19 protein-coding genes are annotated in these 25,827 nt (G+C 43.1%); 11 read left to right on the forward strand and 8 right to left on the reverse strand.

Annotated elements, in window-relative coordinates; all coding sequences use genetic code 11:
- Window positions 1-146: 146 nt before the first annotated feature.
- Together HWQ36_RS24545 and rimI are read right to left on the reverse strand one after the other, a co-directional pair.
- The gene (locus tag HWQ36_RS24545) at window positions 147-2,618 is read right to left on the reverse strand and encodes an ATP-dependent Clp protease ATP-binding subunit (protein WP_292707502.1); all 2,472 of its coding nucleotides are present in this window, start codon (window positions 2,616-2,618) and stop codon (window positions 147-149) included.
- A 409-nt stretch (window positions 2,619-3,027) separates the two neighbouring features.
- Complete coding sequence (gene rimI, locus HWQ36_RS24550; RefSeq protein WP_292707504.1) at window positions 3,028-3,579, reverse strand: ribosomal protein S18-alanine N-acetyltransferase; 552 nt, start codon at window positions 3,577-3,579, stop codon at window positions 3,028-3,030.
- Window positions 3,580-3,735: 156 nt separating this feature from the next.
- On the opposite strand from rimI, the gene lysA reads away from it, so the two are divergent.
- The 3 genes from lysA (at window position 3,736) to HWQ36_RS24565 (ending at window position 7,005) form a co-directional block, all read left to right on the forward strand.
- Window positions 3,736-5,226: a diaminopimelate decarboxylase gene (gene lysA, locus HWQ36_RS24555; protein ID WP_292707507.1), complete on the forward strand. Its 1,491-nt coding sequence runs from the start codon at window positions 3,736-3,738 to the stop codon at window positions 5,224-5,226.
- Window positions 5,227-5,335: 109 nt separating this feature from the next.
- The gene (cdaA, locus tag HWQ36_RS24560; RefSeq protein WP_292707510.1) at window positions 5,336-6,259 is read left to right on the forward strand and encodes a diadenylate cyclase CdaA; all 924 of its coding nucleotides are present in this window, start codon (window positions 5,336-5,338) and stop codon (window positions 6,257-6,259) included.
- Window positions 6,256-7,005, forward strand: coding sequence for an isoprenyl transferase (locus HWQ36_RS24565; RefSeq protein WP_292707512.1), 750 nt, complete (start codon window positions 6,256-6,258; stop codon window positions 7,003-7,005). The genes cdaA and HWQ36_RS24565 overlap by 4 nt, the downstream gene beginning before the upstream one ends.
- Window positions 7,006-7,303: 298 nt before the next feature.
- Here the strand turns inward: HWQ36_RS24565 and HWQ36_RS24570 are convergent, their stop codons facing one another.
- Window positions 7,304-7,576 carry a DUF3143 domain-containing protein gene (locus HWQ36_RS24570; protein ID WP_012412225.1) on the reverse strand — a complete coding sequence of 91 codons (273 nt, stop codon included), beginning with the start codon at window positions 7,574-7,576 and terminating at the stop codon, window positions 7,304-7,306.
- A 31-nt stretch (window positions 7,577-7,607) separates the two neighbouring features.
- Window positions 7,608-8,132, reverse strand: coding sequence for a J domain-containing protein (locus HWQ36_RS24575; protein WP_292707737.1), 525 nt, complete (start codon window positions 8,130-8,132; stop codon window positions 7,608-7,610).
- A 568-nt stretch (window positions 8,133-8,700) separates the two neighbouring features.
- Here HWQ36_RS24575 and HWQ36_RS24580 point away from each other — a divergent pair.
- Window positions 8,701-9,600: a DUF3365 domain-containing protein gene (locus HWQ36_RS24580; RefSeq protein ID WP_292707518.1), complete on the forward strand. Its 900-nt coding sequence runs from the start codon at window positions 8,701-8,703 to the stop codon at window positions 9,598-9,600.
- A gap of 324 nt (window positions 9,601-9,924) precedes the next feature.
- Here the strand turns inward: HWQ36_RS24580 and HWQ36_RS24585 are convergent, their stop codons facing one another.
- Both HWQ36_RS24585 and dnaK read right to left on the reverse strand, forming a co-directional pair.
- Window positions 9,925-10,920, reverse strand: a complete 996-nt coding sequence (locus tag HWQ36_RS24585) for a J domain-containing protein (RefSeq protein WP_292707521.1) — start codon at window positions 10,918-10,920, stop codon at window positions 9,925-9,927.
- Between the two features lie 165 nt (window positions 10,921-11,085).
- The gene (gene dnaK / locus HWQ36_RS24590; protein ID WP_292707524.1) at window positions 11,086-13,191 is read right to left on the reverse strand and encodes a molecular chaperone DnaK; all 2,106 of its coding nucleotides are present in this window, start codon (window positions 13,189-13,191) and stop codon (window positions 11,086-11,088) included.
- Window positions 13,192-13,734: 543 nt separating this feature from the next.
- Here dnaK and HWQ36_RS24595 point away from each other — a divergent pair.
- The 5 genes from HWQ36_RS24595 to HWQ36_RS24615 all read left to right on the forward strand — a co-directional run bounded on the left by HWQ36_RS24595 (window position 13,735) and on the right by HWQ36_RS24615 (window position 21,964).
- Complete coding sequence (locus HWQ36_RS24595; RefSeq protein WP_292707527.1) at window positions 13,735-14,583, forward strand: M28 family peptidase; 849 nt, start codon at window positions 13,735-13,737, stop codon at window positions 14,581-14,583.
- A 248-nt stretch (window positions 14,584-14,831) separates the two neighbouring features.
- Window positions 14,832-16,364: a SagB/ThcOx family dehydrogenase gene (locus HWQ36_RS24600; protein WP_292707740.1), complete on the forward strand. Its 1,533-nt coding sequence runs from the start codon at window positions 14,832-14,834 to the stop codon at window positions 16,362-16,364.
- 553 nt (window positions 16,365-16,917) lie between these two features.
- On the forward strand, window positions 16,918-18,873 hold the full coding sequence (locus HWQ36_RS24605) for a PAS domain S-box protein (RefSeq protein ID WP_292707530.1): 1,956 nt from the start codon (window positions 16,918-16,920) through the stop codon (window positions 18,871-18,873).
- A 7-nt stretch (window positions 18,874-18,880) separates the two neighbouring features.
- Window positions 18,881-20,380: an ATP-binding protein gene (locus HWQ36_RS24610; protein WP_292707533.1), complete on the forward strand. Its 1,500-nt coding sequence runs from the start codon at window positions 18,881-18,883 to the stop codon at window positions 20,378-20,380.
- 267 nt (window positions 20,381-20,647) lie between these two features.
- Window positions 20,648-21,964 (forward strand): aromatic amino acid transport family protein, encoded by a 1,317-nt coding sequence (locus HWQ36_RS24615; protein ID WP_292707535.1) that lies wholly within the window; start codon window positions 20,648-20,650, stop codon window positions 21,962-21,964.
- Window positions 21,965-22,828: 864 nt separating this feature from the next.
- Here HWQ36_RS24615 and HWQ36_RS24620 read toward each other — a convergent pair.
- Window positions 22,829-23,644 (reverse strand): peptidoglycan-binding protein, encoded by an 816-nt coding sequence (locus HWQ36_RS24620; protein WP_292707538.1) that lies wholly within the window; start codon window positions 23,642-23,644, stop codon window positions 22,829-22,831.
- 67 nt (window positions 23,645-23,711) lie between these two features.
- Here HWQ36_RS24620 and HWQ36_RS24625 point away from each other — a divergent pair, with 67 nt between their 5' ends.
- Entirely contained in the window at window positions 23,712-23,873 is a 162-nt protein-coding gene (locus HWQ36_RS24625; RefSeq protein WP_292707540.1) for a hypothetical protein, read from the forward strand.
- Between the two features lie 281 nt (window positions 23,874-24,154).
- Entirely contained in the window at window positions 24,155-24,352 is a 198-nt protein-coding gene (locus HWQ36_RS24630) for an NblA/ycf18 family protein (protein ID WP_292707543.1), read from the forward strand.
- A gap of 131 nt (window positions 24,353-24,483) precedes the next feature.
- On the opposite strand, the gene HWQ36_RS24635 is transcribed toward HWQ36_RS24630, so the two are convergent.
- Complete coding sequence (locus HWQ36_RS24635) at window positions 24,484-25,767, reverse strand: RNA polymerase sigma factor (RefSeq protein ID WP_292707545.1); 1,284 nt, start codon at window positions 25,765-25,767, stop codon at window positions 24,484-24,486.
- Window positions 25,768-25,827: the final 60 nt, after the last annotated feature.

Here is a 25,827-nt window from a genome sequence, read left to right on the forward strand (position 1 = left end):
GAAACTGGTTTGCTAGTTGCTGCTACTGTACCTCATAACAGCTGTAGATGCTGTATACTAACGCAGACCGAAAAAAACGGTAGAGCAATAAATACTCTACCGTTTTCTAATTTTCTATTTGAGATTTAAATCCCAAACCCTAAATCTTACTCAACACCTTGGGGTAACAATTCCCGACGCTGTTGAGAACTAACTTGCACAACGCCATTTTCATCGACATCAACAACGGCAGTATCGCCATCTTTAATGCGACCAGACAGAATTTCTTCTGCTAGGCTATCTTCTAACAGGCGCATAATTGCCCGACGTAATGGCCTTGCGCCGTAGCTGGGACTGTAACCTTCAGTGATCAACCGATCCTTGAAGCGGTCTGTGACTTCTAAGGTGATACCTTTTTCAGTCAGACGACCAAATACTTCCTTGAGCATAATTTCGGCGATTTGGGTCACTTCTGGCTTACTCAACTGACGGAAGACGATAATTTCATCGAGTCGGTTGAGGAACTCTGGACGGAAGTACTGTTTGAGTTCTTCGTTCACCAAAGAGCGAATCCGGTTGTAAGTTGACTCGCTCGCATCTTCTCCGGAGAATTCAAAGCCGATACCGCTACCGCCTTTTTCAATTACCTTAGAACCAATATTGGAAGTTAAAATCAGCAAGGTGTTCTTGAAGTCCACCGTGCGACCTTTGGCATCAGTTAACCGACCGTCTTCCAAAATTTGCAGCAGCATGTTGAATACATCGGGGTGTGCTTTTTCGATTTCGTCGAACAACACCACGGTGTAAGGACGCCGCCGCACGGCTTCGGTTAGCTGACCACCTTCGTTATAGCCAACATAACCTGGAGGGGAACCAATCAGCTTGCTGACGGTGTGACGCTCCATGTATTCGGACATATCTAAGCGGATCATCGCTTCTTCGGAACCGAAGAAGTAAGCAGCTAAGGATTTCGCCAACTCGGTTTTACCTACACCCGTAGGTCCAGAGAAGACAAAGCTAGCTATGGGTCGATTGGGATTTTTCAAACCGACACGAGCGCGACGAATTGCCCGTGAAACTGCTCTCACAGCTTCATCCTGACCGATTAAACGCTGATGCAAGGTGTCTTCCATGTGCAGCAGCTTTTCAGATTCAGACTCGGTGAGTTTGTTCACCGGTACCCCAGTCCAGGAAGCGACAATGTGGGCAATGTCTTCTTCTGTAACTACAGGTTCTTCACCTTCTGTGCCAGTTGCGTTGGTCTTGCTTTGAGCGATCGCTCGGATTTCGGCTTTGATTTCCATTTCGCGATCGCGCAGTTCCCCAGCTTTGTCAAAGTCTTGAGAGCGCACCGCGTCATCTTTTTCTTTTAATATCTGACGCAGTTCTTTGTCTAACTCTTTGGCTGCGGGTGGCAGTTGGGAGTTAATCAAGCGCACCCTAGAACCAGCTTCATCAACTAAGTCGATGGCTTTATCTGGGAGGAAGCGATCGCTAATGTAACGGTCTGATAACTTCGCCGCCGCTACTAATGCTTCGTCGGAGATTTTCAGTTTATGGTGTTGCTCGTAGCGTTCGCGCAGACCATATAAAATTTCAATTGTTTCATCAACTGTAGGTTCGCCAACCATTACTGGTTGGAAACGCCGCTCTAGGGCTGCATCTCGCTCGATGTGCTTCCGGTATTCATCTAGGGTTGTAGCGCCGATGCACTGCAACTCACCCCTAGCCAAAGCTGGCTTGAGGATATTCGCTGCGTCAATAGCACCTTCTGCTGCACCCGCACCAATTAAGGTGTGTACCTCATCAATCACGAGAATGACATTACCCGCCGAGCGGATTTCATCCATGATTTTTTTCAAGCGTTCTTCAAATTCACCCCGGTACTTGGTTCCTGCTACGAGCAAACCAATATCCAGTGTGACGACGCGCTTATCTTCCAGGATGTCAGGGACATCTTTGGTGGCAATGCGTGAAGCTAAACCTTCAGCGATCGCAGTTTTGCCAACTCCTGGTTCCCCAATCAGCACTGGGTTATTTTTAGTTCGGCGACCCAATATTTGAATCACCCGCTCAATTTCCTTGGCGCGTCCCACCACTGGATCGAGCTTATTGTCGATCGCCATCTGGGTCAGGTTTGAGCCAAATTCATCCAGAGTCGGGGTTTTTGTGCGCCCGGATGAACCGCCTGGTGAAACTTCGGCAGTTTCTCCCAACATGCGGATGACTTGGGTTCTTACCTTAGATAGATCCACACCGAGGTTTTCTAGCACCCTGGCTGCGACGCCTTCCCCTTCGCGGATTAGGCCCAACAGCAGATGCTCGGTGCCAATGTAGTTATGCCCCAGTTGGCGTGCTTCTTCCAAAGAGAGTTCTAGAACTCGCTTTGCCCGTGGCGTAAACGGAATTTCCACGGCAACAAAGCCTGATCCCCGTCCTATAATTTTTTCAACTTCAATTCGGGCATCTTTGAGATTGACGCCCATTGATTTCAGCACCTTGGCGGCTACACCAGTGCCTTCGCCAATCAGACCCAAGAGGATCTGCTCGGTTCCGACAAAGTTGTGACCTAAACGGCGGGCCTCTTCTTGGGCCAGCATGATTACCTTAATGGCTTTTTCTGTGAAGCGTTCAAACATGGCATTTTTCCCATCACCTGCGGTCGTGCCGGTATGCTGATTTTAGCACAGGCAAAGCTTTTGGATGCCTGTATAACAGATTATAGACATCCTGAAGCTATGACTTGGGTTGATGGGCTAATTGTTAACTATTGACTACTTTTATGTGGCTAGTGTACTGAGGAGCTTTAGTTCACCAGCGTTTTTGGGATTTATTACAAATAGCTGACTGCTTAGATTAGGGGTTTCTTTACTCAATTCCAAACATTTATATTTAACATATATCTTTTTTAATATCAAGCAAAAATATTTTATATATTTTTTACTTATAAAAATCATTTTTCATATAAAATATTTAAATAAATTTAGTCGCAGCAAAGTTACATTTTTTTGCTGAAGCTGATCCCAAGCCCTAATTAGGAATTACGAATTAGTTTAAAAGCAAGTGCCAAGAGGATTTGCGAAGGCGATCGCTGATTGTAGAATACCACTGGTCTAAAGTTGCTGGAAATTTGGAGTGTTGTAAATCTGGGAGCCAAAGGATTAGCGCATCTTCACCGTTATCTTGGTAGTAACCCCGCCGCCGTCCGGCTGTTTTGAAGCCAAATTTTTGATATAAAGATATTGCCGCCAAGTTAGAAGCCCGGACTTCGAGGGTAGCTCGCTCCATTCCGCGATCGCAAGCTGTCTTAATGAGTGAATATAGTAAAGCCGCACCCAAACCTTGACGGTGATATTGGGGATGAACCGCCAAAATTGTAATGTGGGCTTCCTCTAAAATTGACCAAAAGCAACCCATTCCTAACAAACTGATGTTGGAGAAAGGGGAAAATAAACCGAGTAAATCGCTGTTGGGACTATCTAATTCACGTTTGTAGCCCTCCAGAGTCCAAAGTCCGCCAAAACATGCTTGATCTAGTTCCAGAATTGCACTGAGATTATCTGGTGTCAGTAATTTAATTTCTAAGTCTAATAAGATCACATTTATTGAATAAGATTACAAACCCTTTTTGACATCAGACCCCTCAAATCAAAGCCGTCCTTCTAAGACAGGGCTTTAGACCCAGCTTTTCGGTAAACTGGGAATCGGGCGACGAACTCAAAGCCCATAATTTGAACAAGGACAACTTTTATATTTATGGTATCGACTCACCCCACTGGGGTTCAACATTCTGGAAGTCAATATTTACCTAAAAGGCGCGACACTAACCTGAATCCCTCGCCTAATCAGGAACTTTTACCTCTAACTGCTAGAGTTCATAATCATGACTCCCTAGAAATTGGTGGATGTGATGTCACAACCCTAGTTAAGCAATTTGGTTCACCTTTATATATTTTAGATGAAGAAACCCTGCGTTCAGCTTGTCAGCAATACCGAGATGCTTTCAAGCAATACTACAAGGGCGAATCTCAAGTATTGTACGCCTCAAAAGCTTGGAATTGTTTAGCAGTTTGTGCGATCGCTGCGTCTGAAGGATTAGGAATCGATGTAGTTTCTGGGGGTGAACTTTACACCGCCCTACAAGCGGGTGTTAATCCCAATAAAATTTACCTCCACGGCAATAATAAATCTCGTGAAGAACTAGTTTTAGCGATCGAGTCTGGTGTCACCATTGTGGCGGATAACTGGTATGAGTTGCGTACCCTTGTGGAAATAGCAGGGGAGCAGGGGAGCATACTTCGACTACGCTCAGTAACCGGGGGAGATGGGGGAGATGGGGGAGATGAGGGAGCAGGGGGAGAAAATTTTACCTCATCCCCTCTTCCCATCCGCATCATGCTACGGCTAACTCCCGGTATCGAGTGTCACACTCACGAATATATTCGCACGGGACACTTAGATAGCAAGTTTGGCTTTGATCCCAACGATTTAGATGAGGTGTTTTTGTTTGTCAGTCAACAAACAGCCCTTAATTGCGTGGGGGTACACGCTCATATTGGTTCCCAAATTTTTGAGCGCCAACCCCATCAAGATTTGGCTGCTGTCATGGTGCAATGGCTACGGGATGCCGGAAAGTATGGTTTAAATATTACAGAGTTAAATGTTGGTGGCGGTTTGGGGATTAAGTATACAGAATCAGATGATCCCCCCAGCATTGAAGAGTGGGTGAAGGCAATTTGTGAAGTTGTTCAAGAAGCCTGTGCGGTCGAAAATCTGCCTTTACCGAAATTACTGAGTGAACCAGGGCGATCGCTAATTGCCACAGCTTGCGTCACTGCTTATACTATTGGTTCATCCAAAGTTATTCCAGAAATTCGTACCTACGTAGCGATCGATGGGGGAATGTCTGATAATCCTCGCCCGATTACTTACCAATCAGTTTACCGGGCAGTAGTTGCCAATAAAATGTCTTCACCTTTAACTCAAACAGTCACAATTGCTGGTAAACATTGTGAATCAGGAGATATTCTGATTAAAAATGCACTACTCCCAAAGACTGAACCAGGAGATATTCTCGTAGTTATGGGAACTGGTGCGTACAATTACAGTATGGCATCTAACTACAACCGCTTGCCCCGACCAGCAGCAGTTGTGGTGGCAAATGGCGAAGCAAATTTAATTTTGCAACGTGAAACTTATCAAGACTTAATTCGACAAGATAGCCTACCAGAAAGGCTGAAAATTTAGTTATTTGTCCTTAGTCATTAGTCATTGGTCATTAGTCATTTGCAAATGACAAAGGACAAATGACTAATGACCAACCGTAAATTAGAGGCAAAAGTGTAATCCAGATGTCATGAGAGATTGGTGGAAGCAATGGCTGATAAACCTGGGGTGGTCACAGTCCTTGCTACTTGGGACTCTGGATATTGTGTTAGTGCTGGCGCTGACGTACATGATACTAGTTATTATTAGTGAGCGCCGAACACTGTGGATGGTGCGGGGATTCATTATCTTAATGCTAGCCTCAGCACTAAGTGGCAGATTAGGACTACCTCTGCTAAGTTTTGTGCTAGAAAAGTTGGTGATTGGTTGTGCTGTAGCGATGGCAGTTGCTTTACAGTCAGAGTTTCGGCGGTTTTTGGAGCAATTGGGGCGTGGCGAATTCCGCCAGTTGTTTCAACCCGATCGGCTGGCAATCCCCAAATCTGATAGTGTAATTGATGAAATTGTTGAGGCTGTTAAAGAATTGTCAAAAAACCGGATTGGAGCTTTACTAATTGTGGAAACCACAGGGCCAATTGATGAGCGAGATTTTTCTGTGCCAGGAGTAAAGCTAAATGCGGAGGTTTCTAAAGAACTAATCCAGACAATTTTTCAGCCAAAAACTTTGTTACACGATGGAGCGACATTAATCCGTGGCTCACGGATCGTATCATCGGGTATAATTTTGCCACTTTCGGGACGCACAGCCTCGCGCCAGTTGGGAACACGCCACCGGGCGGCAATGGGAATTACTGAGCGGGTCGAAAATTGCATTTGTGTCGTCGTATCTGAAGAAACGGGTTCCATTTCTTTAGCGGAACGGGGAACCCTAAATAGACCACTGACGATTAAGAAACTAAAAGAGTCATTAGAGGCTCTTTTGTCACCAACCGTGGATAGGGAAGCTGTTGCTCCTGGTCTGTTGAGTTTTGTTCGTCAGATAGGTGGGAAGACACTAGCACTGGTTTCACGTTTACTCGGATTACCATCGACCGCTTCTCGAGATAAAAAATGACAGCACAACAAACTAAACTGCAAGATTTGCCTACTGACTTAAAACGAGAACTTTTGCCGCAGCACGTTGCGGTGATTATGGATGGTAATGGTCGATGGGCTAAACGTCAGGGTCTACCCCGAATTATGGGTCATAAGCGAGGGGTAGATGCTCTTAAGGATTTACTTCGCTGTTGTCAGGATTGGGGAATTCAGGCGCTGACAGCTTATGCTTTCTCGACAGAGAACTGGAAAAGACCGCAGGAAGAAGTGGATTTTTTGATGACTCTGTTTCAAAGAGTTTTGCGTCAAGAACTGCGGGAAATGGTCGAAGAGAATGTTCAAATTAAGTTTGTAGGGAATTTGCAAGACTTGCCACGATCGCTCCAACAAGAAATTTCCCGTTCAATGGAAGAAACTAAGAATAATCGCGGTATTCGGTTTTCAGTAGCTACTAATTATGGCGGACGGCAAGAAATTTTACAAGCATGTCAGGCGATCGCAAAACTTGTCCAGCAAGGTTTGCTACAACCCGATGAAATTAATCAGCAGGTCTTTGAGGGCCACTTGTACACAGCCGGAATTACTGACCCAGATTTGTTAATTCGCACCAGTGGAGAAATGCGCCTCTCAAATTTTCTTCTCTGGCAAATGGCTTATGGAGAAATTTATATTACTGATGCTCTCTGGCCCGATTTTGACCGGGCCGAGTTTCACCGCGCCTTGTGTGCCTACCAGCAACGGGAGCGGCGGTTTGGGAAAGTTTAAATTTACAATCAAACCCAACAGCCAATTTCGGACTCAGTGGGTTGGGTGGAGATGACCACGAGGCTTGTTAACAAGGAGGATCAGCAATCAGAGTCGTGGAATAGGGCTTTGATATCTCGATAGCCACTGACAACACGAAAAATCTCCACATCTTGTCCTATGGGCATGTAGAGGATGAGGTAATCGCTTTTGTCAGCTACACCTACTTTAGAAGATTAGCGATGCCTACGGTGGTCACTGAGCTTGCCGAAGTGCGGTAAACTACGCACTTTGTTGGTGAATTGTACTCAGCACTTCCTTATGGGCCAGAAAACACAGCTTGTTCTACATCATCCCGACTGAGAGAATATTTGAATGACCGTTGGATATCTTGTCCATTTTCCCCAGATTGGACATATCGCACAACAATTTGCTCAACGTCGAGCCATAGTTCAGCTTGCCAACTAGGCCGTTGCACATGCCAGCAATGCCTCTGTGTTTCGTCTTGTTTACAACCTTGGTCTTTTAGCCACTGTTCAATTTGTGGCAGAGGATGATTATATAAGGGCGTATCAGAGGGAAGAAGAGGCATAGGAATTTTGGATTTTGGATTAGGAAATTTTTTAATTTTTAATTACCATAAGGGTAATTAGTTGCGATACATAGTTAATTTGCTGTTGTACTGATGGAGTTGACTGTAGCAAACGGGTTTGAAAAGCAGCATCACCACGAGTTAAACCAATGGCAACTGCTAATAACAGACAACCTACAAATGTTAACATCAGCATAAATAAAGCAAAAATTTCGCCAGATGATAAGGGGCGATCGCTAGCATCGAGGTAAGCTGACTTTGACCAGTCATGAGAACGCGATCCGGGATGATTCAAGTCAGGGGGTGGTTGAATCACTCCAAACCGGGAATAGCCAATTTTTAAATCGTAGCCGAAGCGCCGTTCTGGATGGCTAAGAGTGGCGTAGGCTTCGTTGATTTGCTGAAATTTGGAAGTGGCGATCGCAGTCGGCAAGTCTGTAGTATCAGGATGATAGCGTTTGCTCAGTTCCCGATAAGCGCGACGAATATCGATTACCGATGCCGAGGGATGCAGTCCTAGCAGGGAGTAATAAGTTGGTTTACTGCTTTGTGGCATTGCCCCATTGTGATTCACGGCTGTTTGAGTCACTTTGCTCAAAGATATTTTTTATATTTTAAATCCTTTGTGAATTGGAATTTGGCTAACAGCGATTCTCTATGAGGGGAGCATCCCAATGCAAGCTTAAATCTTTTCCCTCACCCCCAGCCCCTCTCCCATCTTTGGGAGAGGGGCTGGGGGTGAGGGCTATCAAGGTTTTTGCACATTTGGGATGCTCCCGTCTATTAGTCGATTTCGGATTTCTACTTAAGCAGCGCGAGATATTGAGGATACATGGATATTTTGGACTAATATTTGATTTTTGAAATCCGCGCAACAAATCTGCTCGGTCGTGGTTTACCCAATTCCTTAACGGACAATTTTTCCGTTTCGGCACAGTGAACCCCTTTCACGGTATTTTGTCTCCCCGCAAGGCATCTACTTTTTTAAAAAAATGTGAACCTGAATCTGGAACCCTACAAAGTTGTTTTGTAGTTATTTACATTCCTCGATGAAAATCCACCTCAACCTGTCCTTATAGATAAGACATAACTCTTGTACTTTTATTTCCACCTACTCTAGGATCATGTTAAAAAACTTAAAACTGAGACAAAAATTTACAATTTTGCTACTCGTAATTCTTGTAGTAGGTATGAGTTCAAGTGGGTTAGCTCTTTCTGCATTGCTGAGGCAGAATGCGACAAATGAAATAGCCTCAAGAGCTTTAACACTCATTGACACAATGACTTCTATACGTGAGTACACACTTATCCAAATCTATCCAGAACTCTCTTTGAAACTGGAAGAGAAGTTTCTGCCCCAAGTTGTATCCGCATACTCAGCACGAGAAGTTTTTGAAATTCTACGAAAAAAACCAGAATATCGGGACTTCTTTTATAAAGAAGCAGCAACAAATCCTACAAATCTTCGGGATAAAGCTGATAGTTTTGAAGCAAACATTTTAGAGCGTTTTAGAAAAGAAAAAGATTTAAAACAGGTGAATGGATTTCGCTCACTTCCTAGTGGCGAAATATTTTACATTTCCCGTCCGCTATCAATTAGCCAAAAAGCTTGTCTTCAGTGTCATAATACTCCTGAGACTGCTCCAAAAACTATGATTGACCTTTTTGGAGCAGTCAATGGATTTGGTTGGCACTTAAATGAAATTGTAGCAGCTCAATTTGTGTCTCTACCAGCAAGTAAAATCATCGAAAAAGCTCATCAATCCTCTTTATTAATAATAGGACTTGTCTCTGCTATTTTTATAGTGGTAATCCTTTTGGTTAATATCTTTTTGAATCGACAAGTTATTCTTCCTCTTAAGCGGATAACTCGTATTGCTGAAGAAGTGAGTACAGGACATTTAGAAGTTGACTTTGAGCAGGTTTCTAATGATGAAATTGGGAATCTTGTCAAAGCTTTTAGACGAATGAAATTAAGTTTAGAAATGGCAATGAAAAGAATTAGGTCTCATACCAATTCTTGATGAAGCTGCGCTAAATATTATCATTTTTTTCCTCTAAAATACAATCCGGTTCAGTTAAGGGCCACTGGCAAAATTTTGGGTTTTCGAGACGCGATAAATCGCCGTCTCTACAAGTGTTTTGGTCTTATCTGAATTGTATTGCTCTAAAATATAGGATGTAAAAAATTCCAACTCTAGAATAGTTATTGATACTTGTGACGTTGTTTGTCAACTTCAATGTCTCATTTTTCTTAAGTATTTGTATTTAGAAAAATCAGTAGCTAATTCCAGATTTTTGTATTGCTTTTTATACTACAAATGAAGTACATCCTGTGGGCTATATCCCTAACGGATTAAATCAGCACGGGGTTTAAAGGTTTCAATTTGCCGTAACTTTTCGTAAAGTTCCCGTTCTTCTTGACTAATATTTTTCGGTGTAACTATTTGAATTTCTACTAATTGATCGCCACGTTTACCGTCATCACTGGGATAGCCTTTATTACCTAGTCGAAATTTTTGACCTGACCTAACTCCGGGAGGGGTGGTCATTTTTACAGGCCCATCAAGAGTGGGTGCTTCTACCTGTCCTCCTAAAACTGCTTCGCTGGGAGTAACCGGTACTTGGCAGAGGATATTTGAACCTTCTAACTTAAATAATGGATGAGGTTCAACGGTAATTTTTAAGTATAGGTCGCCACCACCAACGCCTTGATTTCGCAAACGGATGGTTTGACCTGTTACCATACCTGGAGGCATATCAACTTCTAGCGATCGCCCATCTTCTAAACGAATGCGTTCATTACCACCTTGATAAGCTTTTTCTAGTGGTAGCGTTAATCTGGCTTCTATATCTCGCCGAGTAGTGCGAGGTGGGGTGTTAACTGTATAGGCAACTTTGGTTCTGGGGGAACGAAACGGATCGCTCGTATTCCCATTACTAGAATTACTTGTCCCACTTTTATTTTTGACGCCGATAACTTGATTAATAAAGCTTTCAAAATCGGAGAATTGACTTGGATCTACATCCTGATTGCCGTTGCGATCGCTAGCAGCACTCTGCCAAGTTTTAGCCTTGGGCGTTTGTTTGTTGCCTGCAAAGCCTTTTTGCTTCCAGTAGCGGCTAAACTGGTCGTATTGCGATCGCTTGGCTGAGTCGGAAAGGACTTCATAAGCCTCGCCGATATCCTTAAATTTTTCCTCAGATTCTTTGTTACCCGGATTAAGATCGGGGTGATATTGTCTTGCTAACCGCCGATAAACCTTTTTAATTTCCTCACCAGAAGCGTCTTTAGATACTCCCAAAATCTCGTAGTAATCGCGGAAATTCGGCAAATTTTGCATAGTCAGTTATTTAGATTTTAGATTTTAGATTTTAGATTACTTACAGCAGGTTGCAAGTAAGTGAGGTCAAAAATGCAGGACTCACACATCAGATATAAAGAGTTTCTATCTCCTGCCCCCTGCCCCCTGCCCCCTGCCCCCTGCCTCCTGCCTCCTGCCTTCTACTTACAACCAATCATTGTCATCTTCATCATCCCAGTTATCTTGGTAGCTGGGACGGGCTTTGCGTGGAGGACGGCTTTCATAAGAGGAAGAACGACTGTCTCGGCTATTGTCTCGGCTATTATCTCGGCTATTGTCTCGGCCATAGTCTTTGCCGTAATCTCTGCCGTAGTCCTTACCGAATGAATCGCGTTCCCGATATGTATCTCTAGGAAATTCGCGTTCTTTATCCTTATCACCGCCAGTAAAGATGTCACGGATAGTACCTAACAAATCGTCATCTTCATCTTCAGCATAAGTCTGGCGGACTTCCCGATTTAGCTCATAGAGAGCATCTTGCAAATCGGCGTAGGCTTGATCGATACCGCGATCGCTATTTTCCTTCAGACTCTCTTTTAAATCTCGGCAAATATTATCAATTCTTTGGCGGCGGCTGCGAGCAAACTGCATACCAAATTCGAGTGCTACTTCTCTAAGTTGCCGTTCTGCTTGGAAAATCAACGCCTCAGAACGAGTCCGCTTTTCTACCCGTTCTTTCCGTTCGCGATCGACATCGGCGTATTTCTGAGCGTCTTGAATCATCCGATTCACTTCTGACTCGTTCAAGGTGGAAGCGCCTTGAACGGTGATACTTTGCTCTCGCCCAGTGGTTCTATCTAGGGCTGTTACCTGTAAAATACCGTTAGCATCGATATCAAATGACACCTGAACTTGGGGAATTCCGCGTGGCGCTGGGGGGATGCCATACAGCTTAAAACGTCCTAAAGACTTATTGTTTGCTGCCATTTCACGTTCGCCTTGAACTACGTGAACTTCCACAGTATTTTGGTTATTTTCAGACGTGGAAAAAATGTCAGAACGACGGACTGGGATGGTGGTGTTGCGAGGAATGAGTTTTTTCATCACGCCGCCGATGGTTTCCAATCCCATAGAAAGGGGTGTGACATCCAAAAGCAGCACATCTTTGAGTTCGCCGGCGAGAATTCCGGCTTGAATTGCTGCACCCACTCCCACTACTTCATCGGGGTTGACGTTTTCGTTGGGTTCTGTACCAATCAAGTCCCGCACTAGCTGCTTCACCATTGGCATCCGTGTAGAACCGCCAACTAACACTACTTCTTCAATGTCTCTAGGTGAGAGTCCGGCATCTTTGAGGGCGCGTTTCACCGGTGTCCGCAATCGCCCCACCAAATCACCACACAAACCTTCAAACTGGGAACGAGTTAAACGAGTTTCCAGATGTTTGGGGCCATCTTCCGTGGCGGTGATGAAGGGTAAGTTAATATCGGTGACGCTGACAGCAGAAAGTTCTATTTTAGCTTTTTCCGCAGCTTCCATCAGACGTTGCAAAGCTTGGCGATCGCGTCTTAAGTCTACCTCTTCTGTTTCCAGAAATTGCTCTGCTAACCAATCTACTATTTTTTTGTCAAAGTCATTACCACCAAGTTGCGTATCTCCACTAGTAGCTTTGACTTCAAATATCCCATCGCCTACTTCTAAAATCGACACGTCAAAAGTACCGCCACCTAAGTCAAAAACTAAGATAGTTTCCGTGTCACCCCGATCTAATCCGTAAGCCAAAGATGCAGCAGTCGGTTCATTGAGAATTCGCAGCACCTCTAAACCAGCAATTCTGCCAGCATCGCGGGTTGCCTGCCGTTGAGAATCGTTAAAATAAGCGGGGACTGTTATCACTGCCCCTGTAACTGGTTCACCCAAATAGCGACTAGCATCGTCTGCTAATTTCTTCAGCACCATTGCCGAAATTTCTTCTGGGGCGAAATCTTTATTGAGACGAGGACAGGCGACTTTAATATTACCTACTTCATCTTTGCGGATGGTGTAGGGTACACGCTTAGAATCTGGACTAAGTTCGGCATATTTCCGCCCAATGAAGCGTTTCACTGCAAAAAAGGTATTTTGGGGATTGAGGACGGTTTGGCGGCGTGCCATTTGTCCAACTACCCTTTCGCCTTCTTTGCTAAAGCCAACTACGGAGGGGGTTGTTCGCATTCCTTCTGCATTGGCAATCACCACCGGCTTGCCACCCTCCATAACGGCGACTACTGAGTTGGTTGTACCCAAGTCGATGCCGACTACCTTGCCCATGCGTTACTCTTCTCCTAAAGTGTCTTATATATTTATTATGATTGGGCGAAACTACCTCTAGCTTTGTGCTATGGGATGAAAACACCTCAATGGTATAATAGTCATCATTAAGGCAGTGAGCTAAGAAGTAAAGCTAGAGGAGATAGTTGCAAGACTAGGATAGCATTGACAATGATTGCTGTGTCCAAGCAGTCTCAATTCTTGTTATCCGGTTACTTCTATGCACTGAATCTGTAAGTTGCTAAATGCACTTTAATAATAAATTTGTGCTTCATTGAGTGCCTGAAAAAGCGGCAAGGGAGCAGAATTGGGATTCTACACTTCAGCAAAGCTCTGTTACCACCTTATTTGTTGTTGCGCTCAATCTAATAGGGTACGAGAACCACTTACACTTAAATAGAAGTGGAGGATTCAGACCCATTTTTCCCCTTTCATTCCACCACAGTTGTATGATAGGGTCATTTCTCCCTTGCCCCCTGCCCCCTTGCCTCTTGCCTCCTGTCTCTTCGTTGAAAACCTTAATATTACCGCTATTTTAAACATTTGAATTTAACAGAGCGATTACAAACTTACCTCAGTGCGATCGCGCGAGAACGCGATCCTTACATGGCAACGGCTGGACATTTTTTTGTCCAAGAATATATCCGTCAGGAATTTTCCCAATGGGGGAGTGTGGAAATCCACACCTTTGAAGTCAGGGGTAAAGCTTGTAAGAACTTGATATTAAATTTACACTCCCAAGCTAGAGGGCAAAAAAAGGATTTGCCACCGATTTTAATTGGCGCTCATTATGATGGCGTTCCGGGAACACCTGCGGCTGATGATAATGCCACTGGTGTGGCGGTGTTGCTGGAATTAGCCAGAAAGTTTGCTGCCCAAGCTGTAAGATATCCTTTAAGGCTGGTTGCTTTCGATATGGAAGAATACGGCTTACTGGGTAGTGCTGACTATGCAGCCTTGTTGCACCAACAAAAGCAACAGCTACGTTTAATGATCTCCCTAGAAATGCTGGGCTATAAGGATTCTACGCCTGGTTCTCAAAGTTATCCCCCTCCTCTGGAACGCTTCTACCCAGACACAGGTGATTTTATTGCTTTAATTGGCAATTTGCGGACATTGCCTGACTTAATTGGTATGAGCCGTAATATTCGCAAAGCTGGCGTAGCTAGTCAATGGCTACCCGTGCCGAATCGAGGTTTAATAGTTCCCCAAACCAGACTTAGCGATCATGCACCTTTCTGGGATTTGGGTTATCCGGCAATGATGGTGACAGATACGGCATTCTTGCGAAATCCCCATTATCACAAACCTAGTGATGCGATCGCTACTTTAGATTTAGATTTTCTTAGTGGTGTCTGTGAAGGCTTAGAAATTGCGATTCGGCGGTTATGAAAAATATTGGACATGTCCAGAAATTAAATATGCGTTATCCAGAACCCTTGTAGAGGTGTAGCAGTGCTATGTCTCTACATTCTTTTTGCCCAATGCCCTGTTTGGCCAATGCCCCATTCCCAATCCCCAATGCAGTTGTTACCAATTACCACTTTATGACTATGAGGATTGTACGAATTGACACGAAACAATGGGGCTAATGAATGCCAAGATCAAAAAAAGAATGCCTCAAGGATATTAAAAGTACTATGCCAGAATTACACCAATCAATTGCCCAGCATTACCACGAACGGACTAAATACAACCCTGAGACACTCGCCTCCAAAAGTCAGCAGTTAGACTGGACTAAACAGCCAGTGCCTTTCAAAGAGTACAAAATTGGCTCTACTGTTGATCTCAAACCCTATATCCAAGAAAAACCAGAGGGCTTTGCTAATAACCCAGATGCTCAATGGTGGCAAAGACTTTCCCGGTTGCTGTTTCGCAGCTATGGATTGACGGCGAGAATGCCTTCTATGGGTAGTGCGGTGTATTTACGTGCTGCTCCCAGTGCCGGCGGATTATACCCGGCTGAAGTGTATGTGGTTTCCCGTGGCACGTCGTTATTGCCACCTGGTTTGTATAACTACCAGTGTCGGACTCATTCGCTGATGCATTATTGGGAAAGTGATGTTTGGCAAACTCTCCAAGCAGCTTGTTTCTGGCATCCTTCTTTAGAAAACACCCAACTAGCAATTATTGTCACTGCGGTATTTTATCGTTCTGCGTGGCGCTATGAAGATCGGGCTTATCGCCGGATTTTTCTAGATACGGGACATTTATTGGGTAATATCGAATTGGCTGGCGCGATTACTGATTTTCGCCCTCATTTAATCGGCGGCTTTGTGGACGAATCGGTAAACGATCTGCTTTATGTAGATCCGCAACAAGAAGGTGCGATCGCTGTCTTACCTCTGGCAGACTTGTTAGATGTCAATCAAAATTTGCCATTGGGATGTACTGCTTTACCTTCCGCCACCGAAACCAATTATCCCCAAATCCCCGATGGTGAATTGCTGACATATTTCCATCGACACACCGAGATCCAATCAGGTATTACTGGCAATCTCAATCTACCAGTGATCAAACAAGAAAAATCTTTGGAAGATAAATATAACTTTCCTTTCTGTTTGAAAATTCCCACCACCACCATACCTATAGACTGGGGACAAAAGCTGTCAGAACTGGAAAATACTATGTACAAGCGCCGCTCTACCCGCGCTTACAATGGTGATGATTTAACTTTCGAGGAATTAAAAAGTTTACTCGATTTCACTTACCAACCGCAAAATTACATCGACCAAAGTTTAGATATTTCTCCAGACTACTTTGATTTGAATTTAATAGAAACATTTATTGCTGTTTGCGGAGTTAAAGGACTGGAGGCAGGTTGTTATTATTACGCGCCCAAAGCCCAAGAATTACGCCAAATTCGGTTTAAAAATTTCCGGCGAGAGTTACATTTTCTCTGTTTGGGGCAAGAATTAGGGCGGGATGCAGCAGCAGTATTGTTTCATACAGCCGATCTTAAAGCTGCGATCGCTCAATATGGCGATCGCGTTTACCGTTATTTACATCTGGATGCCGGTCATTTAGGACAGCGCCTGAATTTAGCCGCAATGCACCTAAATATAGGCGTTAGCGGTATCGGTGGATTCTTTGATGACCAAGTAAATGAAGTTTTGGGTATTCCTGCTGATGAAGCTGCTCTATATATCACTACATTGGGACACCCAAGATAAAACGTAGATGTGCATAAGCTTACCGCAGGCTACCGCAAATTAGCTGAAAAACATCGAAGTTATATGTAAGAAGGGCTTTAAGCCCTAAGTCTTGCCAAGACTGATTTTGTGCAGTTTCACAGAGAATTGGTATAAACTTCGTTACTAAACTCATCTATCGATTATGTTGCAAAAACTGCCCATAATTTGATAAAAATACTGATGGGGAATATGAGTTTTTTTGAAACTCATACCAATTTTAGGTAAGGCTACGCTTTATTTACGCAGGGGTAATTCATAAATTGCCCCTACAGCCTGTAGTTTTACATCACTTTTATAGTCGCATCTTCAAACAGAAATGATATCACCTTTGAGCAACCTCAAGTGCCTATTATAGCGGTTCTCAATTGTATGGAATACAGACCTAACAAGAACAGCCCCAACCCTTGTAGTGTTGGGGAGTAAAATTCAAAGCCTCTCTCCTAAAAGGAGAGAGGAATGGAAGTGAGGTCAAAGTGTATAGCATCCAAGCGAGAAGCGCTATAAGAAGGAATAAATTATTCCAAGAAAAATAATGCTATTTCCTGAAAATGAAAGTCAACGGCTAGAAGTACTTCTTTTCTCTAAAAATCCTAATCCAATGTGGATATATAACCAGAATAATCTGCAATTTTTGGATGTAAATGAAGCTGCTGTTATCCACTACGGCTACTCACGAGAAGAATTTTTGCAAATGCGAATAACTGACATTTGCCCTCCAGAAAATGTGCCTATCTTCAGAGAATATTTAGGACAAAAGCACACTAACTTACACTTTTCTGCACAATGGCTACATCGGCGAAAAGACGGACAGATTCTTGATGTTGAAGTTGTCACACATACAATAGACTATGCCAGTTACAACGCTCGGTTAGTTAATATCCGAGATATTACAGAACACAAACGAATAGAAAGAACACTTCAAGAGCAAAATGAGTTTTTGCGGAGGATTTTTGAGAGTATACCATTGATGATTGCACTTATTGATACTAATGGTAAACTCCAGTGGATAAACCAAGAATGGGAAAGTGTTTTAGGCTGGAAATTTAAAGACTTCCAAACTGGTGATGTCTTGGAAGCATTATATCCTAATGCTGAATATCGACAGTATGTAATTAATTTTATGCAGTCTGCACAACACAATTGGGCTGACTTCAGAACTCAGGTTCGAGATGGTGATTTACTCGATATGTCTTGGACAAATGTTAAACTTTCAAATGGTCAAATTATCACTATTGGTCAAGATATCACAGAGCGCAAGCGAACTGAACTAGCTCTAAAAGGTCAAGCCGAACGGGAGCAATTGATGCGAACTGTTGCTCAACGAATTCGTCAATCTTTGAATCTCCAAAATATTTTGAATGCAACAGTTCAAGAAGTGCGAGATTTACTTCGGGTTGATCGAGTAGTAGTTTATCAGTTTGACTCAGAAATGATCGGCACAATTATGGCCGAGTCGGTGGAAACTGGATGGACAGTTTCTTTGGGCGTAAAGATTCATGATACGTGTTTTCAAACAGGCGCAGGAGTGGAGTATTATCAGGGACACAAACGAGCGATCGCTAATATTTATGAAGCTGGACTAACTGATTGTCATATTCGCTTATTAGAACAATTTGAAGTCAAAGCAAATTTAGTTGTACCCATTTTGCTAGAAGTAAGTTCTCAAAACCCTGGCTCTCACCTTTGGGGTTTACTGATTGCTCACCAATGCTCTGGTTTCCGTGAGTGGGAAGAAAATCAATTAGATTTGCTCGATCAACTGACAGTCCAATTAGCGATCGCAATTCAACAATCCAGCATCTTTGAGCAAGCTCAAACTGAACTTGTTCAAAGACAAAAAGCTCAAGTCAAATTAAAAAATGCCTTGGCTGAAAAAGAAGTTCTGTTAAAAGAAGTTCATCATCGAGTTAAGAATAATTTGCAAATTGTCTCCAGTTTATTACAACTTCAGTCTCAAACAGTCAAAGATCCTGAAGCCATCAAAGTTCTTCGAGAAAGTCAAAACCGAATTGAATCAATATCTCTAATTCATAAAAATTTGTATACTTCCGCTAATATTGGGCAAATTGATGTTGCTGACTATATAAGTAATTTAGCAGCAAGCCTATTAATTTCCTATCAAATCTGGCCTAATAAAATTACTCTAGAAACTGATATAGATTCAGTGAATTTAAATGTCGATCAAGCTATTGCCTGCGGATTAGTTATTAACGAATTAATCTCCAATGCCCTCAAGCACGCTTTTCCGAATCAACAAGTAGGTACAATCAATATTGCTCTACGCAATATAAATAATAGTATCGAAATGACTATCCAAGATAATGGAATTGGTTTACCAGATAATTTAGATTGGACAAATACTGATTCTTTGGGTCTGTCATTAGTATATGACTTGGTTACAGAACAGCTAGAAGGCGATATTACTTTAGAACGCAATCATGGAACAGGATTCAAAATCAAATTTACGCAGTTAACCTTGCATCAGTAAATATCAAATGGGTCAAGCTAGGATTTTAGTTGTTGAAGATGAAGTGATTGTGGCTAGGGCTATTGCTAGCCAACTCAGTCAACTAGGTTACGTTGTTACGGGAACAGCTTCATCTGGAAAAGTTGCCATTGCTAAAGCATTGGAAACTCAACCAGAGTTAGTATTAATGGATATTATTCTTAAAGGTGAAATGGACGGTATTGCTACTGCCAGCCATATTCGTGAGCAGTTAGACGTTCCTATAATATTTTTAACCGCTTATGGTGATCATAATACTTTAGAAAGAGCCAAAATTACCCAACCTTTTGGATACATTGTTAAACCATTTACTACAAAAGATTTAAAAATAGCAATTGAGATCGGTCTTTTAAAACACCAGTTAGAGCGTGAACTACGGCAAAATCGAGATCAGTTAGCAACCCTTTTAAACTCAATAAGCGATGCTGTAATCGCTACAAATGAGCAGGGAAAGGTAACATTTATGAATCCCGCAGCTGAGGCACTCACTGGCTGGCAGCAAAAAGATGCTTTAGGAAATGAGGCGGCGAATATTTTTCAGATTGTCGATGAAGTCACAGACACTATATTAGAAAACCCAGTGACAAAAGTGTTGCGGGAGCAGCAGGTTGTTTATTTAGAGGAATTCACATCTCTGATTACAAGAGACGGAAAAAAAGTTCCCATTGGCGATAGTGCTTCACCACTGAAGGGACGACCCGATCAAATAAATGGTGTAGTAGTTGTTTTCTGGGATCTTAGCGATCGCCGCCAAACAAAAGTGCTAGAGCAAGCATTAGAAAAGGAGCAAGAACTTAACCGTCTCAAGTCCTTATTTATCTCTACCGTATCTCATGAGTTCCGTAATCCCCTGACTGTTATTCAAACGGCAGTAGAGCTTATAGAGATGCAAGGAGCAAATTTGACAGATGTAAAAAGAGGAATTTATTTAAAGCGAATTCAAGGTGCTGTACAGTCTATGGAAAAACTTATGGAAGAAGTGCTGTTTGTGGGCCGAGCGGAGGCAGAAAAACTTGTATATAACCCTGCCTCACTTAACTTAGAGCAATTTTGTCTAGAGTTAATCAAAGATTTTTCTATTGTTGAAAGTAGCGTGTGTGAAATTGTTTTTACCTGTCATAGCGATCGCACTGACGCTGTAATGGATGAAGGACTCTTACATTACATATTCGAGAATCTCCTCTCAAATGCGATTAAATATTCTCCAAGAGGTGGCAAAATTCAGTTTAATTTAATATGCGATCCAATTGAGAAAGTAGCAATTTTTTCTATTCAAGATCAAGGAATGGGCATTCCAGAAGCAGATCAAGCTAGACTTTTTGAATCATTTTACCGAGGCTCAAATGTCCATTCAATTAAGGGCACTGGGTTAGGTTTAGTAATTGTTAAAAGGTGCGTTGATGCTCACAGGGGTCAAATTAGTGTTACAAGTCAAATTGGAGTTGGTACTAATTTTACAGTAATTTTGCCCTTAAATTCCGATAGCTGAAGCGAAATCTAACTGGGCTGTCATTTGTCATTTGTCATTGGTCATTTGTCACTAGTTATTAATTATTTTCCTTTGCCCCTCATTTCCCTCATCTCTATGCCCTGTTTGACCAATGCCCCAAGCGGCGGGGCGGCTATCCCTCTCCACCTACACTACCCGCTTATTTTTAGCGAAAATTTTCCTGAAAAAGCAGTAAAATCAGGGTTTTTACGAAGAATATTTCCAGATGCTAATATTGTTAATTGGTTTTAGGTACGGCTATTCAATATGGTTCCCATAGAGACTATTCTCAAAAATTCAGAGCAAGTCACTCGGTTGTTTTCTCATCTTGAATTTGATGGAAAAAAGCTCAATCATCAACCGGGTAGTGTATTAGGAAGTACTGCATTGATTGCGGGAACCACTATTGGGGCTGGAATTCTCGCTCTACCAGCTGTTACTCTGCCGTCTGGTATTGTGCCATCCACATCTGGACTGATTGCTGTTTGGCTCTACGCTTTAGTTTCAGGGTTATTGGTTGCAGAAGTTACCTTAAACACGATGCGAACAGAAGGGCGTGCAAGCATAGGTTTTTTGGGAGTTGTTGAGAAAATCCTTGGTAAGCTGGGAGCGCTAATGGCTGGCGGCGCATATTTATTTATGCATTATGCTCTCTTGGTGGCATACATCACCCAAGGTGGAGAGATTTTAGGATATGCGGCGGCAAAAATCTGGAGTGTGCAGATATTGCCAGCGTGGATGGGTACAACGACTTTCACGCTGTTATTTGGTGGCATTATGTATCTTGGGCGAGAAAAGTTTATTGAGAAATTAAACAGTGCCTTTGTCGGAATTGTCATCGTTTCCTTTTTGGGATTATTGTTTCTCGCAGGAAGGCACATTCAGAGTGCCCAATTCTTATTTCAGAACTGGAGTGCCCTTGGTAGTGCTATTTCAGTGATGGCTGTGGCACTATTTTTCCAAAACGTTGTGCCGTTGGTTGTGACGCAACTCGAAGGGGATGCCCACAAAATTCGTCAGTCTATCTTAATTGGTTCTGTGATTCCTCTAATTATGTTCTTGGCGTGGAATATCGTAATTTTAGGAAGCGTCAGTCCTGATATGCTACATGGCACATCTGATGGTAGAACTGTTTTTGACCCACTGCAAATTCTCCGAGCAGGTGGTGGGGGGGAATGGTTAGGAATGCTAGTATCCATTTTTTCAGAGTTTGCGATCGTCACATCATTCATCGGATTTGTGTACGGTTTGCTGGATTTGTTTGGAGATATTTTTCTCATGGCACAGGGCAAGCTTTCTAGCCGTTTCCCTCTCTATTCACTGGTTCTTTTCCCGCCGATGACTCTCGGAACACTCAATCCCAGCATCTTTTTTACTGCTCTAGATTACACTGGAACGTTCAGTATCTCAGTTCTAGGTGGAATTATCCCGGCGTTAATGAGTTGGAAGCAACGTCAAGAACAAGAAAAACCAGATAGCACAAATCAACCACTCGTTCCTGGTGGGAAGGTGACACTCATTGTGATGATTGGAGTGGCATTAACCATGATGGGAAGACAAATTCTATTAATTTACACAGAGTAAAACCATAGTAAGTAAGTCGGCGTAATTAAAGCTAACTGGCAAAGGCTGTCATTTGTCCTTTGTCGTTGTTCATTAATAAAGGTTTTAACCCGGATTTCTCACAAGTGTGAAAAAACACTTGGGCTAGCCAAATTGTGGACAATTTAATTGATACATTATCAAAATACCTCCAGAGATGGATATCTCAGAGTAAAAGCCGAAGTATCCAAGGATGTATAAAATACATGAAAAGTGATTAATACTGGAACAAGAAACTTTTAAGGTTCTTCAGGACTTATTATGCCAAATAATTAGCGATCCAAGTTAAAACTCGTCAATTAGTATATAAAATTATGAGTAAAGTCGTTGATATAGTTGACATTGAAACCATATTTATTGTTAGCTGTAAATATAACAATAATATTTTTAGGTGTATTTACAGATATGCTCAACAAAAGAGGAATTAAAATTCTAATAGAACTTCTGGATTTGAAAGATGTAAAAGTTATATCATAGCGTCTTCATGCGGGAATTGGAATTGTTTTACAAACCGAATCAATTAAATCACATAGTAGCTTATAAAAAGCGATTTGACATTGAGGAAATGTTTAGAGATTTTAAAAAAGGTGGGTATAACTTAGAGAGTACTGCGGAGTGCAATCAGATTATCTGACAAAAGTTAGAATGCTACCATTCGGTTTGGTAGCATTTTGAAACATAACTAAAATGGGAGGTAACAATCGCCCCAGTTTGACTAGGGAAAATCCATAAAATAAATCTTGATGGCCTTGGTAGTTGATCTATCAGCGTGGTCGAGTATTCACTTTAGTAAGGCTTTTCGATTTATTTCGGGTTCGTGCTTAGTACCTCGTTTTCTTTAAGTCCCTAACTCAACTGTAAAAGGATTCTAGTTTGTTCACCTACTACACCATCTGGGGACAACCCTTTTGACTGTTGAAAAGCTTTTACAGCTTGTTCTGTCGCGTTGTCAAATATCTGATTGGCTTGTTCTAATGGAATGCCAGCTTTTCTGAGAGCTAATTGCATCTGGCCTACATCTTTGCCAAATTGATACGGGGTTGTCAGCTTCATAATTCTCGGATATTGCACATTTGGAAATCCCTCAGCAGGAGAATTATAAATACACCTTAAAGTTTGTTCACCTAAATCTCCATCTTCAGCAATCTTATTATCTGGATTGGTCTTGTTCCATAGTTTTTGAAAAGCTTTGATGGAATCGGGGCGGATATCCCTGATTTTATCAGATGTGCAATCAAAGTGCATTGCATCTTTGTTGCCATAAGTCCATTCCCATCCATGACTGGTCATCAGAGTTTTCACGTCTGCCCATTCTTCTATGTCTAAAGATGCACCCTTTTGGTGGTCTGATTTTCCGGGATATCCGACTAGATTATCAATTAATCCCCTCTGTTTTTGGCTATAAAGCATTGCTTGGGCAATCACAGAGCGGTAGGCACTATTAATAGTCAAAGATTGCCCGTAAGCAGTTAATGCTGCTTTCAAGGCATTCCGTGCTGGAAGTTGGCAGTAAGGAAAAAGCCCCTCACCTTTTTTTATATTTAAGTCAGCAATACTGACTAATGAATTAGGAACTAATTGATTTAATTCCCAAAAAAGCTGCAAATCTAATCCCCGAACTGCAATTGTACTAACTGCTGTTAGCTCTTTAACTAAAACCATAATTCTTTATTCCATCACTCTTGAACTTCTTTGAGGTTATTAGTTATCAAGCTAGAGAACAAAGTTTATGCAACGCGAACTTCGCGTCGCTCTCTGTGCCCAAGAAATTAAGCCATCTATTCAGTCCACTGTGGGGCATTTGTTACCAATTGAGCAAACTTATCAACTTCACATCCTCAAACTCCAGCATCACGCCGCGACGCTCATCAATCGTTGCCCAAAGGAATAATTGTATTGCTCATCTCTTCTTTTGAGCGATCGCCAGCCCCATGCAGAGGCGAAAAATGCTTTTAAAAACCTCAAAGTAAGAAACTTTAGAACTTAGGTTTTTACTTGAGTTGCCACAATGGAGTGATATCAAGGTTTTCAGCAGCAGATACGGCATTTCTAACCTACGTCGGTACGGTTTACACCCCTTTGATTTTTGTAAAGCTATCGTAACATTTATTTATATAAAGCAATGTTTGCTTACGTAAGCAAACTTAAATAAAAGAGTAGGTAATAAAAGCGATGAATCAACCCATTGAATTATCTTTAGAACAAGAATTCAGCCTTAGAACTTTCTCTGATCAAGTGCAGCAGATGTCCCGTGAACAAGCTCAAGAGTTTTTGCTGATGTTCTATAAGCAGATGATGATAAGGGAAAAGACTTACCAAGAATTGCTCAAACATCAGTGGGAAGTTGGTTCAGGTTCAATCTTGGGCTAAAACAAACCTTGCAGCGTCCGCCGAATAACTAATACTGAAATTGGTGTATGTCTAATGCAACCAAAAGCCTTTTGCGCCAAAAGTCCGCAAATCACTTCAATAATTGTTTGCGCGTTCGGCGATGCTGGACGTTAGGACTGAACTGAGCGCAGCCGACGCTCTAGAAAGCGGCGTTCGCTGTTATTTGTTACCAGCGCGAGGGCTAGGGCGTAGCTCTGTGCGGCTTCTTGGGAGGCTCCAATACGGCGCAGCAAATCGGCACGGGTGGCGTGAAATAGATGGTAGCCATTAAGTTGAGGGGTAAGCCCATCAATGAGTTCGAGCGCAGTCTGAGGACTCTCGATCATTGAGATCGCCACTGCCCGGTTCAGCGACACAATCGGCGAGGGTTGCAAGCTCTCAAGCAAATCGTAGAGGCGGACAATTTGTAACCAGTCCGTTTCTTCTGCCTGTGCCGCCTGACAATGTAGTGCCGCGTTAGCGAAGCTCACCGAAGGTATCGCAGCTTGCACTCCAAACGGGCCAGTTCCGGTTCGCAGTGCCTCTTCAACAAGCGGCAACGCCTCAGCAATCTGCTGTTGGTTCCAGCGATGGCGATCCTGATCTTCGAGCAACACCAGATCGCCCGCCTCATCCAAACGGGCATCGCGTCGGGAGTCGTGCAGCAACATCAGCGCAACGAGGGCAGTCACTTCTGAAGGCGGTTGCCGTGCCATCAACATCCTCACGAGACGACCCAGCCGAATCGCTTCTGTACAGAGGTCGGCTCTCATCATCGTCTCGCCCCTAGTCGCCGCGTAGCCCTCGTTGAAAATCAGATAGATCACTGTTAGTACTGCGTCTACCCGCACAGACAGATCGGTCGTGTCTGGCACTTTATAGGGAATACCTGCATCCCGAATTTTGCGCTTGGCACGCACCAGCCGTTGCGCCATTGTTGCCGTGGGTACAAGAAACGCCCGCGCAATTTCATCCGTCTCAAGTCCGCCCAGCATCCGCAGCGTCAAAGCAACCTGCGCCTCAATTGCCAGTGCTGGGTGGCAGCAAGTAAAGATCAGCCGGAGCCGATCGTCTGGAATTTCATCTGTATCATAAGTTGGCTCCTCTTGGGTTGGGATTAACCCGCAGGCGGCGTACCATTCCAGCTTTTCCGTGAGCCGTGTCCGCCGTCGGAGGCGATCGATAGCTTTGTATCGGGCTGTTTTGATCAGCCACGCACGGGGAAGATCGGGCACGCCGCAAGACTGCCACTGATTCGCGGCAGCGATAAAGGCTTCCTGTACCGCTTCTTCAGCCACGTCGAAATCTCTCACTAACCGGATGAGGATGGCGACGATTCGCCCCCACTCAGCTTTGTAAACGGAAGCGAGTGCTTGGTTTACGTCTGTTTTTGCGTTTGGGATTATACCTGACATAAAAAATTTTTGGTGAGGTGTCGATTTGAGTCAGCACCGTTCGACTTAACTTAGAAGGGA

The sequence above is a fragment of the Nostoc sp. NMS2 genome, assembly GCF_017115105.1.
Classification (GTDB): domain Bacteria; phylum Cyanobacteriota; class Cyanobacteriia; order Cyanobacteriales; family Nostocaceae; genus Nostoc.